12 protein-coding genes and 1 pseudogene are annotated in these 13,663 nt (G+C 71.5%); 7 read left to right on the top strand and 6 right to left on the bottom strand.

Features of this window, described 5'->3' with window-relative positions:
* Positions 1-135: 135 nt before the first annotated feature.
* The 4 genes from IH48_RS37175 to IH48_RS0127400 all read right to left on the bottom strand — a co-directional run bounded on the left by IH48_RS37175 (position 136) and on the right by IH48_RS0127400 (position 6,074).
* Positions 136-2,703, bottom strand: coding sequence for a beta-glucosidase (locus IH48_RS37175; protein ID WP_420705552.1), 2,568 nt, complete (start codon positions 2,701-2,703; stop codon positions 136-138).
* Positions 2,704-2,762: 59 nt separating this feature from the next.
* Positions 2,763-3,527, bottom strand: a complete 765-nt coding sequence (locus tag IH48_RS0127410; protein ID WP_051840756.1) for a carbohydrate ABC transporter permease — start codon at positions 3,525-3,527, stop codon at positions 2,763-2,765.
* Between the two features lie 143 nt (positions 3,528-3,670).
* Positions 3,671-4,603 carry a carbohydrate ABC transporter permease gene (locus tag IH48_RS0127405; protein WP_030910240.1) on the bottom strand — a complete coding sequence of 311 codons (933 nt, stop codon included), beginning with the start codon at positions 4,601-4,603 and terminating at the stop codon, positions 3,671-3,673.
* Positions 4,604-4,757: 154 nt separating this feature from the next.
* Entirely contained in the window at positions 4,758-6,074 is a 1,317-nt protein-coding gene (locus IH48_RS0127400) for an ABC transporter substrate-binding protein (protein WP_030910237.1), read from the bottom strand.
* 193 nt (positions 6,075-6,267) lie between these two features.
* On the opposite strand from IH48_RS0127400, the gene IH48_RS0127395 reads away from it, so the two are divergent.
* The 7 genes and pseudogenes from IH48_RS0127395 (at position 6,268) to IH48_RS0127365 (ending at position 12,395) form a co-directional block, all read left to right on the top strand.
* Positions 6,268-7,389, top strand: a complete 1,122-nt coding sequence (locus tag IH48_RS0127395; RefSeq protein WP_030910234.1) for a LacI family DNA-binding transcriptional regulator — start codon at positions 6,268-6,270, stop codon at positions 7,387-7,389.
* Positions 7,390-7,422: 33 nt separating this feature from the next.
* On the top strand, positions 7,423-7,677 hold the full coding sequence (locus IH48_RS0127390; RefSeq protein WP_030910231.1) for a DUF2277 domain-containing protein: 255 nt from the start codon (positions 7,423-7,425) through the stop codon (positions 7,675-7,677).
* Positions 7,674-8,378, top strand: coding sequence for a nucleotidyltransferase domain-containing protein (locus IH48_RS0127385; RefSeq protein ID WP_051840663.1), 705 nt, complete (start codon positions 7,674-7,676; stop codon positions 8,376-8,378). Before IH48_RS0127390 ends, IH48_RS0127385 begins: the two co-directional genes overlap by 4 nt.
* Complete coding sequence (locus IH48_RS0127380; RefSeq protein ID WP_030910226.1) at positions 8,371-8,838, top strand: PaaI family thioesterase; 468 nt, start codon at positions 8,371-8,373, stop codon at positions 8,836-8,838. Before IH48_RS0127385 ends, IH48_RS0127380 begins: the two co-directional genes overlap by 8 nt.
* 181 nt (positions 8,839-9,019) lie before the next feature.
* Positions 9,020-10,389: pseudogene (locus IH48_RS33655) on the top strand (MFS transporter).
* Positions 10,390-10,587: 198 nt separating this feature from the next.
* Complete coding sequence (locus IH48_RS0127370; RefSeq protein WP_030910223.1) at positions 10,588-11,487, top strand: aldo/keto reductase; 900 nt, start codon at positions 10,588-10,590, stop codon at positions 11,485-11,487.
* A gap of 80 nt (positions 11,488-11,567) precedes the next feature.
* A complete protein-coding gene (locus tag IH48_RS0127365) occupies positions 11,568-12,395 on the top strand; it encodes a transglutaminase-like domain-containing protein (protein WP_030910220.1) in 828 nt (275 codons plus the stop codon).
* Between the two features lie 25 nt (positions 12,396-12,420).
* Here IH48_RS0127365 and IH48_RS0127360 read toward each other — a convergent pair whose 3' ends face one another.
* Together IH48_RS0127360 and IH48_RS0127355 are read right to left on the bottom strand one after the other, a co-directional pair.
* Positions 12,421-12,624, bottom strand: a complete 204-nt coding sequence (locus tag IH48_RS0127360) for a DUF397 domain-containing protein (protein ID WP_030910218.1) — start codon at positions 12,622-12,624, stop codon at positions 12,421-12,423.
* Positions 12,621-13,466 (bottom strand): helix-turn-helix domain-containing protein, encoded by an 846-nt coding sequence (locus tag IH48_RS0127355; RefSeq protein WP_030910215.1) that lies wholly within the window; start codon positions 13,464-13,466, stop codon positions 12,621-12,623. Before IH48_RS0127355 ends, IH48_RS0127360 begins: the two co-directional genes overlap by 4 nt.
* Positions 13,467-13,663: the final 197 nt, after the last annotated feature.

The raw sequence follows: 13,663 nt of genomic DNA, 5'->3' as shown, positions 1-13,663 counted from the left end.
TGCGCTTCCGTATCCGATCGGGAGCGGTACGGGTCGGACAGCGCCACCACGCCGCCCGGCCCGCCCCGCCCCGCCCGGCTCCGTCGCCGCGCCGCCCGGCTCCCGTCACCGAGTCGCCCGGCCCCTGTCACCGCGTCAGGCGGGTCCCGCAGTCCCGCCGACGGTGAACCGCGGGTGCAGCGCGCGGGTGTGGTCCACCTGCCGCACGGGCCCGTAAAGCTCCGCGTCCGCGCTCAGCCGCACGTCCCCGCTCGACGCGCCGAGCCGCAGCTGGAGGGCGCCGGGCTCCACGATCCGCCGGCCGTCGGAGCCGGTGAACGACGCGAGGTCCGCGGGCACGGCCACCCCGACCCTGGTCTGCTCGTCCGGCGCCAGAGTCACCCGCACGCACCCCACGAGCCGCTGGACGGGGCGCACGACCGAGGCGACAGGGTCGTGCAGGTAGAGCTGGACCACCTCGGTGCCGGGACGGCCCCCCGTGTTGCGGATCGTGAACGCCAGGCCGAGCTCGCCCCCGGTGGACGCGCGCGCCGTGGACACGCTCAGGTCCGACCACGTGAAGTGCGTGTACGTGAGCCCGTGGCCGAAGGGGTACGCGGGCGTCGGGTCGATGCTCGACACGGTCGAGCGCGCGGCGAGCGGCGCGGCCAGGTACGTGGACGGCTGGGCGCCCGGCAGGCGCGGGACGCTCACCGGCAGCCGGCCCGACGGCGCGACGCGCCCGGACAGCACCCCCGCAAGCGCGCGGGTGCCCTCCTGGCCGGGGAAGAACGTCTGCACGATCGCGGCCGCCTCGTCCACCGCGCGGCCGAGCGCGTAGGGGCGGCCGGCGATCAGCGCGGTGACCACCGGCGTGCCCGAGTCCAGCAGGGCGTCGAGCAGCCGCTGCTGCACGCCGGGCAGCGCCAGGTCGGGCGCGTCGCATCCCTCGCCGCTGGTGCCGCGGCCGAACAGCCCGGCGCGGTCGCCGAGCGCGGCGATCACCACGTCGGCGTCCCGTGCCGCGGCCACGGCGCCGGCGATGCCGTCCGTGTCCGGTGTGTCGATGCCGCACCCCTCGGCGGCGACGATCTCGCTGCCGGGGAATTCGGCGGCCAGCGCCTCGCGCAGGGTGGGCAGTTCGATGCCGAACGGCATGTCCGGATGCTGCTCCCCGATGTGCACGGGGAACGAGTAGCAGCCGAGCACGGCGGTCGGCGACCCGGCCTGCGGGCCGACGACCGCGATACGGCGCGGGGCCCGGTGCCCCGCCGCCGCGCCCTCGCGGGAGGACTGCCCGGCCTGCGGCCCGCCGAGCGGCGGCTCGGCGGCCGCCGACTGCCCAGGGACGTTTGTCGCGCCGCTCGCCGCGCCGGCACAGGCCTCCGCGCCGACCACGGCCGCCTCGGTCCGGGGCCGCCCGGCCGCGGACGGGGCCGCGCGGCCGTCGTCGCCCAGAGGCAGCGTCCCGTCGTTCGACAGCAGCACCACCGCCTCCTCGGCGAGTCGCCCGGCGATGTCCTGGTTGGCCGGCGTGTCGAGGTCCACCGTCCCGCGCAGGCGCTCCACCGCTGCCGGGTCCGCCAGGCCGCCGGCTCCCCCCTCGGCGTTCGCCGCGCCCGCCAGCGCCTGCGGCACCGGGCTCCAGTCCTCGTCCAGCAGGCCGAGTTCGGCCTTCTGCGTGAGGACGCGGCGCAGCGCGCGGTCGACCGTCTCCTCGGGCACCCGGCCCGCTTCCACCGCTTCACGCAGCGGAGCCCCGAACGTCTTCACTGTCGGCAGCTCGACGTCCACGCCCGCCGTGAGCGCGGTCGCGGCCGCCTGGCCGTCGTCCGCGGCGACCGCGTGCAGGGTGCGCAGGAACTCCACGCCGAAGTAGTCGGCGACGACCGTGCCCTCGAACCCCCACTCGTCCCGCAGGAGGCCGGTCAGCAGCTCGCCGTCGGCCGCGGACGGCACCCCGTCGGTGTCGGTGTACGCGTGCATCACGGAGCGCACGCCGCCCTCGCGCACCGCCATCTCGAACGGCGGCAGGACGACGTCCGCACGTTCCCTCGCGCCCATGCTGACGGGCGCGAGGTTGCGGCCCGCGCGGGAGGCCGAGTAGCCCGCGAAGTGCTTGAGCGTCGCCACGACGCCCGCGGACTCCAGGCCGCGCACATAGGCCGTCGCGATGACACCGACCAGGTACGGGTCCTCGCCGATCGTCTCCTCGACGCGGCCCCACCGTGCGTCGCGCACCACGTCGAGCACCGGCGCGAGGCCCTGGTGCACGCCGACGGAGCGCATGTCGCGGCCGATGGACTCCGCCATCTCCCGCACCAGTTCCGGGTCGAAGGACGCACCCCAGGAGAGCGGTACGGGGTAGGCGGTCGCGCCCCAGGCGGCGAAGCCGGCCAGGCACTCGTCGTGCGCCAGCGCGGGAACGCCGAACCGGTTCCTGCTCGCGATCAGCGCCTGCGTGCGGGCCAGTGACAGGGCGCCGAGCGCCGGGTCGACGGGCGCGGTGCCGAACGGCCGTGTCAGCTGGCCGAGTCCGGTGGGCAGCAGCTCGTCGAGCGTCGGCGGCCGCTCCATCTCGTGCTGGTGCGGGGCGACTTCCGCGCCGTCGGACGAGGCGCCCGCCCACAGCCCGTACAGCTGTGCGAGCTTCTCCTCCACGGTCATGGCGGCGATCAGCTCCGCCACCCGGGCCGCGCGGCGGGCGAGCAGCGCCTCGGACACACCGCCGGAGCCCCGGTCCGTGTGCGTCTCGGAGGCGCCGGGCAGGGTCAGGTTCTCGTTCACTTTCCTCCGACTCCCATGAGCCCCTGGACGAGCGCTCTGCGGGCGAACAGGTAGACGAGCAGGACGGGCACGGTGGACAGCACCACCGCGGCGAGCAGCGCGGGGATGTCCGTCCCGTACTGCGTCTGGAAGTTGTACAGGCCGAGGGTGAGGACCTTGGAGCTCTCCGACTGCGTGAGCACCAGCGGGAACAGGAAGCCGTTCCACGCCTGGAGCGCGGAGAACACCACGATCGTCGAGAGGCCGCCCTTCGACAGCGGCAGCACCAGCTGGAAGAACACGCGCCGGGTGTCGGCCCCGTCGATGGCCATTGCCTCGAACAGCTCGCCGCCGATGTCCCGCATGGTCCCGGTGAGGATCAGCGCGCACACCGGCAGGCAGAACGCGGCCGTCGGCAGGATCACACCGATGAGGTTGTCGTACAGCCCAGCCTTGCTGATCAGGTAGAACATCGGCACGATCACGGCCTGCGCGGGCACGGCGAGCCCGAGCAGGAACAGCCGGAACACACCGGAGGTGGCCCGTCCCCTGTTGCGCACGATCGCGAACGCCAGCGGCGGCACGAGCAGCAGCACGATCGCCACGACGCTCGCGGTGACCACCGCCGTGTTGAGGAAGTACCGTCCGAACCCGCTGGAGAAATCGCGGGTGAAGGCGCCGAATCCGAAGGTGCCAGGCAGCGACATCGGGCCGCCCGCCGTGTAGTCCGGCTTGGTGCGCACGGACGCGCCGAGCATCACGTACACCGGCAGGCCAACCATGCACAGCCACAGGAACGCCCCGGCGCCCGCGAGGTAGTTGGGCCTGCTGCCGACCACACTGCCCGCCGCGTCCGCCCTTCGCGCGGACCGCCTGGCGGACCGCGCCGCACGCGGGCCCGCGGCCGGGGGCCGTACCGCCGCACTCATGACAGTCCCTCCTGCGTGCCGGTCATCCGGTCGTACCCCGACAGCCGCACCACCACGAGCGAGATCGCCGTCGCCACCACCACGAGCAGCAGCGCGATCGCCGCGCCCGCCCCGTAGTCGAAGCTCTTGAACGCCTTCTCGTACATGTAGAAAGCCGTGATGGTCGTGTCGGTCCCCGGGCCGCCCTGGGTGAGGATGAGCACCGAGTCGAAGGTCGTCAGGCCCCCGACGACCATGAGGATCACCGACGTGACGATCGCGTTGCGCAGCTGCGGCAGTGTGATGTGGAAGAACTGCCGTACCCGCCCTGCCCCGTCGACGGCGGCGGCCTGGTAGAGCACCTTGGGGATCGCGCGCGTCGCCCCCTGGTAGATCAGCGAGTGCAGCGGCGTGTACTGCCAGGCGCTCACCAGCACCAGCACACCGATGGCCCCGGTGCGCGAGCCGAACAGGTTGCCGTCGCCGAAGAGCCAGCGGGCCTGCGCCGGCACGCCGAAGTTGGGGTCGAGCAGTGCACGCCACAGCACGGACACCGCGGTGACGGACAGCAGCAGCGGGATGAAGAACACCGCCGCGAGCACGGCACGCCCGCGCTGCGGTCCCGCCGCCCACACCCCGATCAGGATCGACAGCGGGGTCTGCACCACCACGCCGAGCCCGGTCAGCAGGACGCTCAGCCAGAGGCTCTGGATCATCACCGGGTCGTGGAACAGCTTCGTCCAGTTGGTGAGCCCCGCGAAGGACGGCGAGCCGAGCCCGCTCCAGTTGGTGAACGAGAGCACCGCCACCATCACCAGCGGCACCAGCGCGAACAGGCCGAAGAACACCACGGCCGGCAGCGCCCAGCCGATGCCTGGACGCGCGGTGCCGCGGGCGGCGGCGCTCCTGCGCGGGGCGCCGCCGCCCCGGCCACGGCCACCGAGGCCCATTCGGAGGCCGCGGCCTCCGCCGCCTCCGCGCGACGAGTGGGGGGCCGTCCCGCCGGGCTGTGAGGCCGTCACACCGGGGCGGGGGGCCGTCATGTCGGGTTGTGCGGGCGTCATGTCGCCTTCCGTCCTGCGTCCGTCCTCTTCCCGGCCGCCGTCAGCTCGCGTCCAGGGCCTGCATGTCCTTGATGAAGGCGCCGGCGTCGATCTTGCCGTCGGTGAACTCCTGGACGGCCTGGTAGATCGCCGTCATCTGCGAGGGCGGGTACGCCTGGTCCCAGGAGACCTGGAACGAGGGGGCGTTGGACACCAGGTTCAGCTGGTACTTCGCATACGCCGGGTCACCCGTCGAGTCGAGGAACTTGTCGGTGTTCGTGGTGGTCGGCAGGTTGCCGATCGACAGCTGAGCCTTGACGAAGTCGTCCGAGTACATGAGCTTGAGGAACTTCGCGATGGCGGCGCGCTGCTTGGTCTTCTTCATCACGGAGTAGAAGTTGTTGGTGTTGCCCACCAGGTCGGCGGTGTCGCCCTTGCCGCCCGGCACGCTCGGGAAGGTGGTGTACCCGAGACCGTGGGCCGCGAAGTCGGGGCTGCTCTCCTTCTGCGAGGAGTACTCCCACGACCCCATCAGCTCGAACCCGGCCTTGCCGGAGGCGAGGAGCTGCGCCGAGCCGCCACCCGTCCACTTCACCGAGTCGTAGTTGGAGCCGAACGCGCCCGAGTCCACCAGCTGCCGGAACATCGACAGCGCCTTCTTGCTGTCGGCGCTCGCCCACGCGCTCTTGTCCCCGGACACGGCCTTCTGGAACAGGCCGGGGCCGGCGACGCGGTCGTATAGGTACTCGAACCACATCATGGTGGTCCACTTGTCGCCGCCGCCGAGCGCGATGGGCGTGACGCCCTTGGCCTTGAGCTTCTTCACGTCCGCCAGCAGGTCGTCCCACGTCTTGGGCGCGGTGACGCCCGCGTCGGCGAGCACCTTCTTGTTGCTGAACAGCAGCACGGGCTGCGTCCCGCGCATCGGGATGCCGTAGGCCTTCCCGTCGATCTTCGCGGTGTTGTAGACGGACGGCAGGAAGTGGTCGCCGATCTTCGGGTCGTTCTTGAAGACGTCGTCCAGCGGCATGAGCAGCCCGGCCTTGACGTACGGCCGGATGGAACCGCCGCCCCAGTTGTAGAACACGTCGGGGGCCTGCGGTGTGTTGATGATCGTCTGGAGCTTCTGCTGGTAGTCGGCGCCGGGGATGGTGTCGAGCACCGCCTTGACCTTCGACGTCTTGTTGAACTCCGCGACGATCTTCTTCTCGACCTTGTTGCCCGCGTCGCCGTAGACGAGGACGTGGAACTCCTGGGAGCCGCCGCCCGAGCCCGAATCGCCACCACCGCAGGCGGTCAGGGACGTGCCGAGCAGCAGGGCGGCGCCGCCGCAGGCGACGGTGCGTGTGATGCGTGCCCTGGCCGGGGCGGATCGCATCGGTGTCCGTGTCGGTATCCGCTTCCGCGTCGACATCCGCATGAAGTCCCCTCCGAAAGTGTCGGCAAGATTACCGAAAGCTCTATGGCGTGGGACCGTAGAGTCGGCGTGCGAAGCCGTCAACAGCTGCACAGGCCTGCGCGCATGGCCGCAATCAAACCGTTACCGAATGGCGGTGCTCTATCCTTCTGCCATGGCAGATGACAGGAGCGCGGGCCGCACCACCCTGGCCCAGGTCGCGACGCAAGCCGGTGTGTCGCTCTCGACAGTTTCGAAAGTCCTCAATGGGCGGCCGGACGTCTCAGCACCCACGCGCGTCAAGGTCGAGGAACTGCTCGACGAACACGGCTACCGGCGCTCCGCGCCGACGCCGCCCGAGGCGCCGCTCCTCGAGATCGTCTTCCACGAGCTCGACAGCATCTGGTCGATGCAGCTGATCAGGGGCGTGCAGAACATCGCCCGGCAGGGCGGCATGAGCGTGGTGCTCACCGAGACCGGCACCCGCCACTCGCCGGGCGCCGACTGGGTCGAGGGCGTGCTGCGCCGCCGTCCCCTCGGAGTCGTGCTCGTCTTCTCCACACTGCCGGACGAGCTCAAGAAGAAGCTCTGGTCGCGCGCCATCCCGTTCGTCATCGTCGACCCGGCGGGCGACCCCGAGCCCGACGTACCCTCGGTCGGCTCGGCCAACTGGGCCGGCGGCCTCGCCGCGACCCGGCACCTCATCGACCTGGGCCACCGCAGGATCGCGATGATCACGGGCCCCGAGGACATGCTCTGCTCCCTCGCCCGCCTCGACGGCTTCCGCTCGGCGCTCGGCATGGCAGGCCTCGCTCCCGACCCCGCGCTCGTGCGCTACGGCGACTTCCATGTCGCGGCGGGCCGCGAGCACGCACTCGACCTGCTGCGCGCGCCCGATCGCCCCACCGCGATCTTCGCGGGCAGCGACCTCCAGGCACTCGGCGTGCTGGAGGCCGCACGCCTGCTGGGCCTGCAGGTGCCTCAGGACCTGTCGGTGGTCGGCTACGACGACATACCACTGGCCCAGTGGTCGAGCCCCGCGCTCACCACCGTCAACCAGCCGCTGGAGCGGATGGCGGAGGAGGCGGCGCAGATGCTGCTGCGGCTGCGCGGCGACCGCGGCCAGACACGGCCCGACGCTCGCGCCGGCTCCGACGGCCGTACGGACGGATCCGCGGGCACGGCGGCCGGCCCGGAGACCCGCATCGAACTGGGCACACGCCTCGTCGTGCGCGACAGCACACGCGCCCCGCGGGAGTCCGCGGGCGCGCAGGACTCCGCGGGCGCGCAAGGCTGACCGCGGGAGGGCCGCACGCGGCACACTGGAGACATGTGCCGAAGCATCAAGACACTCCGTCCGCCCGTGCTCCCCGAGGAGGCCACAGAAGAGGAGATCGGCGCGGCCGCGCTCCAGTACGTCCGCAAGGTCTCCGGCTTCCGCGCCCCCGCCGCACACAACCGCGAGGTCTTCGACCGCGCGGTGGCCGAGATCACCGACGCCACCGCACGCCTCCTCGCCGACCTTGAGGTCCGCGGCCCACACGGCTCGGCCGCGGCCCGCGGGACAACGGCCGTCCGACGGTGAGCGAGCAACTGCCAAGCGGTGGAGTTGAGTTGTCACCCGACGCGATCAGATCCCTGGACGCGAGGTGGTCGTCCTGCTGGACGCCGAACGAGGTCGCGCGGCGGCTGGCCGGGCTCGGCACGCCCTGGTATGTGGCCGGAGGCTGGGCGCTCGACCTGTTCCGCGGCAGGCAGACGCGCCCGCACGCGGACATCGAGATCGCCGTTCCGGCCGCGGGCTTCCCCGAGGTCCGCCGCCGCTTCCCGGGCCACGTCTTCGACGCGGCAGGCAGTGGCCACATCTGGGAGGGCGCCCCGCCGGAGGCACTGGCCGCCGTGCACCAGACGTGGCTGCGCGACCCGGCCACCGGGAACTACCTGCTCGACGTGTTCCGCGAGCCGCACGACGCCGACACCTGGGTCTGTCGACGCGACGAAGCCATCCGGCTTCCCTACGGTGACATCGTCCACCACACCCGGGACGGCATCCCGTACCTCGCACCCGAGCTGGTCCTGCTCTTCAAGGCCAAGCACGCCCGCGCCAAGGACGGAGCGGACTTCGAGGCGACGGTCCCGCACATGGCCCCGGCACAGCGCAAGACCCTGGCCGGGCTGCTCGCCCGCGTGCACCCTGGCCACCCTTGGGCCTCGGCTCTGCATCGACCCGGCCCGAAGGCCCCCGTACGCTGCGGCCGGGCCACGGGAGGGACACCGGATGCCTGAGCGCCCCGAGCATGCCGAGGCGAGCCCCGGGACGCAGGCCCGGATCCGCGAGAGCTTCGCCCGCCAGGGCCTGATGCGGCACCTCGGCGCCCGCATCACGCACATCGCCCGGGGCCGCGTCCACATCACCCTGCCCAACCGGCCCGAAGTGTCCCAGCAGCACGGCTACGTCCACGCCGGCGCCACCAGCGCCATCGCCGACACCGCCGGCGGTTACGCCGCGCTCACCCTGTTCCCCGAAGGCACCGAGGTCCTCACCGTCGAATACAAGATCAACCTCCTCGCACCCGCCGCCGGGGACCACCTCGAAGCGATCGGCACCGTCCTGAAGCCGGGCCGGACCCTGACCGTGTGCCGACTCGAAGTGTTCGGTGTACAGGATGGCGAGTCCACGCTCGTCGCGACCGGCCAGCAGACGCTCATCCGCATCGCGGACCAGCCAGGCGCGGCGCCGCGCTGACACCGACCCGCGGGCCTTGCCGGTCCTGCCGGGGCGAGCAGTAAAGCCGTTGGCCCCTGGAAGAGTTGGCGGATAACTTGCTGCCGTGACCCGCCGCCGTCCCGGGGGCAGCCCAACCGAGCAGCAACCCGGGCTGTTCTCCCGCACCTACCTGGCCGCCACCGCCAGCTTCGCGGCGGTGATGTTTCTGACCGGGTTCGCCGCGCTCGCCGTGATGCCGTTGCTGCCGGTGGCCGCCAAGGACCTCGACGGGGTTGCCCTGTACCCACTGGTGGCAGGGGCTTTTGTCGCTGCGAGCCTGCTCGGCGGCGTACTGGGCGGGACCTGGGCCGACCGCGGCGGTGCCCGCCGGCCGCTGACGGCAGGGGTGGCCCTGACCGTCGTCACACTGCTCATCTCGGCCACCAGCACTTCCATCTGGCAGCTGGCACTCGGGCGGTTCACGGACGGTATCGCGGCGGGACTGGTGGCGGTGTCCGTCAACGCGGCCATCGGCCAGTCGTACCCCGACCACGTGCGAGCCCGTGCCCTGGCCCTCATGAGCGCGTGCTGGATCGTGCCCTCGCTCGCCGGACCACCGCTCGCCGGGCTCGTTGCCGCGTGGCTGTCCTGGCGAGCCGTGTTCTTCGGCCTCGCGGGGCTCACACTGATCCCCGCCGCCGCGGCCGTGCTGCTGCTGCGCGGGCAAGCGCCGCCCACGGGAACGTCTTCGACGGCCCCCGAGCCCGAGGGGCCCGTACGCAGGCCCCCGCTCCTGTCCGCGGTGGCGGTGAGCGCGGCGGCGGCGCTCACCCAGTACGGCGTCTCCTCGTGGGACCTTCGGCATGCGATGGCCACGGCGGCGGGCCTGACGCTGCTCGTGACGCTCGCCCCGCGCCTGCTCCCACCACGCACCTGGCGCGCCGGGCTCGGGCTGCCCGCCACGGTGCTGCTACGGGCGTTGACGTCGGGCGCGTACTTCACACTCGAAGCGTTCGTGCCGCTCATGCTGACCACGGCACGACGAGTGCCGGGCGTGGTGACGGGGCTCGCCTTCACCGGCGCCGCGATTGCCTGGGCCGCGGCGTCCTGGACGCAGGGGCGCCTGCAGGGCCGGGTGGAGCGGCACCGGCTCGTCGCCTCCGGGGCCGGTGTGATGGCGGTTGCGGTCGGGTTGGCGGCGCTGGCCACCCTCCCCGAGGTGCCCGCGGTCGTCGCGGTCTCGTCGATGACGCTCGCAGCCGTGGGCATGGGGCTCGCCGCGCCCTCGCTCACCCTGCTGTCGCTCACCCACGCCCCGGCCGGCAGGCAGGGCTACGCGAGCAGCGTGAGCAGACGTCGCAGAACCTCGGCCAGACGCTGATCCTGGCCCTGGCCTCGGCCCTGTTCAGCGCGGTATCGGCAGCGAGTGCCAGCCAACTCCCGCCGTTTGCATGGGCATTCATCGTGCTGCTGCTACCGGTGGCGGGGGCGGGCTGCCTGGTCGGCCGCACCCGGACGGCGAACCCGGCTCGGCAAGGCGTCCACGAGCCGACCACCACAACTCGCGCCGAGTCGCTGGACGGCACGTGAGGCCATGAGAAGGCGCTCCGTGTGCGCGGAAGCGCCACCTATGACAACTGGCAGTGGGTCCACCGGATTCCCTGTCACGGTGTGACATTCACCCCGCACTCCGTACCTTCCTTCCGTGTCTGCCGTCTGCACATACTCCAGGGCCGCTGCGCCCTGAACTCCCAGGGAGCGGAGGCCGACCGAACGGAGTTGATGGGGATGACGTCACACGCTCCCGCGGCGGCAGCCGCCGGCACGTGGAGGCTCGGCGACCTCACCGTGAACCGGATCGGTTTCGGCGCCATGCGTCTGGCCGCCCGAGCCGCCTTCCGCACAGGCGCGTCGAGGGACCGTGGCCAGTCGATCACCGTACTTCGCCGCGCAGTCGAGCTCGGTGTCAACCACTTCGACACCGCGGCCTTCTACTTCTCGCCTCTGCGTTCCGCCAACGAACTGATCAATACGGCGCTGTCCCCGTACCCGGACGACCTCGTCATCGCCACGAAAGTCGGCCCGGCGCGGGATCCCGGCGGCGAGTGGACCACTCCGGCGCGCCCCGACCAACTGCGCGGACAGGTCGAAGAGAACCTGCGCCAACTGGGCCGTGACCATCTTGACCTGGTCTACCTGCGCGTCATGGGACAGGAATCCGTCAGCGAACACTTCGGCGCTCTCGCCGAGCTGCGCGATGCCGGTCTCGTCCGTCACCTCGGCATCTCAGGCGCCAGCCCGCGACACCTTGCCGAGGCTCGGGAGATCGCGCCAGTGGTCTGCGTCCAGAATCGGTACGTCATCGACACGCCCGGTGGGGAGGAGATGCTCCAGGCGTGCAGAGCACACGGCATCGCGTTCGTGTCTTTCTTCTCCATCGCAGGGGAAGGGGGCGAGGCCGGAGCCGTCCGGGTCGAGCGGGACGAGGTCCTCGCCGTGGCTCGCGCGCACGGGGTCTCGTACGCCCAGATCCGCCTGGCCTGGACCCTCGCACAAGGCGACCACGTGCTGGTCATCCCGGGGACGGGCGACCCGGAACACCTCGCCGACAACGTGGCGGCGGGTGCGCTCCGACTGACGGCGGAGGAGCTCCGACTGCTCGACCTGACAGGCCACCGGGAATTCTGACGCAGCCCGTACTCATCATCTCCGCATGAGTACGGTCCGAAGGCACACACGCAGAAGAGGCCGGATCTACCATGAGGCTCGTGACCATCGAGCTCGATTACTCCTCTGCCGGACCGCTGACGGGACTCGCCCCCGGCCAGGTCCCGTTGGCGGACGGTCTGCCGCATGACCCCGTCGGTATCTGTGCCACCGTGCAGGCTCTGTTCATCCAGCCCGGTGACGCCTCGGCTCTGGGCGTCGCTGAGCACCGCCTCGCAGAGAAGGACATCCGACCGGCGAGTGCACTGGTCGCGGCGCTCACAGCCCTCAACCCCGCCCCGCTCCGCCTCGCGCGGAAACCGGAAGAGCGTGTCGTGGGCACCTGCCGCCACTTCGCCACCCTCGCCTGCGCCCTTCTGCGGCTCCGGGGCGTCCCTGCCCGGGCCAGGTGCGGGTTCGGGATGTGCTTTCTGGAGGGGCGCGGCGCCGACCACTGGATCACCGAGTACTGGCGGGACGACGACTCCCGTTGGGTGCGCGTGGACATCGAACACCTCGGACACGGCTACGTGGCGCACCCCGAGGACCTCGGCCCGGACGAGTTCCTCACCGGTGGCGAGGCCTGGGTCCAGTACCGCGAGGGCCTCGTCGATCCGCACCGGTTCGGGGTGCCGGGGACGGACGACGCCTGGGGACCGGCCGAGATCAGCGGCAACGCCGTGCGCGACCTGGCCGCGCTCTGCAAGCACGAGATGCTGCCCTGGGACGAGTGGGGCCGCATGACGGCCGCGTACGACGGCGCCACGGGACCCGACTACGACCGGCTCATCGACGACGTCGCGGCCGCCTGCTCCGCCGATGAACCGTCGGCTCTCGTACGCCTTTTCGCGCACGAGGACCTGGCGGTGCCACGCCTCCTGATCGCCTGAAGGCGGCCCGCCGTCCCGAGCCGCGCTACCGCACCGCGTGTGCTACGAACGCCGTCCACTGGTCGCGGCCGAGCCGCAGCGCCGGGCCGGTCGCCGCCTTGGAGTCCCGTACGTACACGGCACCCTGGCCCGCGGCCACCTCCACGCAGTCGCCGCCGCCCGACCCGCTGTAGCTGCTCTTGAACCAGCGCAGCTCGTCCCCGCTTTCGGATACTCGCTTCCCGCTCATGTCTCTCCAACCAGCCGTTCGATGAGCCGTGCGGACTCCCTGCCGTTCAGAGCCTGCGACCGCAGCTTGCCATACCGCAACCCGAAGGCGCTGACGTCTGCCGGATCGTGGACCACGCAGCCAATCTCTTGGGACTCGATGTAACCGATCTGCCGATGTTCGTTCGTCTCCAGCAGCACGAACGGGCCGTTGAGGCCGGAGTGGAAACCTGGCGCGGCGGGCATGATTTGTACCTCGACGTTGCGCATCTCGCGGAGATCCAGCAGGCGGCGCCACTGTCCGCGCATGACTTCACCGCTGCCCACCGGATTCCGTAGCGCCTCCTCGCTGATGACGAACGACAACTCGGCGAGAGGCACCCTGCTCAGCAGCTTCTGACGACTGAGCCGAGCTTCCGTGTGCTGATCGATGATCTCTTCGTTCAGCGGTGGGCAGTGCCCCGCGAACACCGCCCGCGCGTACGCCTCCGTCTGCAACAGGCCCGGTACCAGCAGCGGGTCGTAGGAGAAACGGCTCAGTACCTCCGCCTCGATGAGGGCGAAGTCTCGGAAGAATCGGGGGAGTTTCGCGCGATCCACCTCGTCCTGGAGTGCTTCCAGGGCCCCGCGCGCCTCCAGCACCCGGTCAGCCGCCGTTGTGAAGTCGGCCTTCGCCGGGCGTCGGCCCTGCTCGACCGAGGCGACCTGCTCCAACGAGTACCCGATGGCCTGGCCGAACGCCTGCTGATTCAGCCCGCGCTGCTTGCGCAGGTGCTGGAGGAGTCTGCCGTACGCCGCCCACGCGCCCGGCAGTCCGCTCTCGCCCGCCCTGTTCGCCGTGCGCCTGTCGTGTGTATCCCGCATCGCCGCCCTCACGCCCCTTCCCGTCGCCGCGTGCACTGCCGAGCCTCACCCGGCAGCGACCGTCGTCGGCCTCACTGCGCCGGGCACGGTTCAACCCCGTGGGCGGTTCCCTGGGCACGGCCACCGGCCCGTACAGAACCCGTACAACAGCGGTTTCCCGGCGAGCCCGGAACTTCGGACAGGCGAGCACTCGTTGG

The organism is Streptomyces sp. NRRL F-5126 (assembly GCF_000721265.1).
Taxonomy (GTDB): domain Bacteria; phylum Actinomycetota; class Actinomycetes; order Streptomycetales; family Streptomycetaceae; genus Streptomyces.
This window is presented reverse-complemented; position numbering and strand designations above follow the sequence as displayed.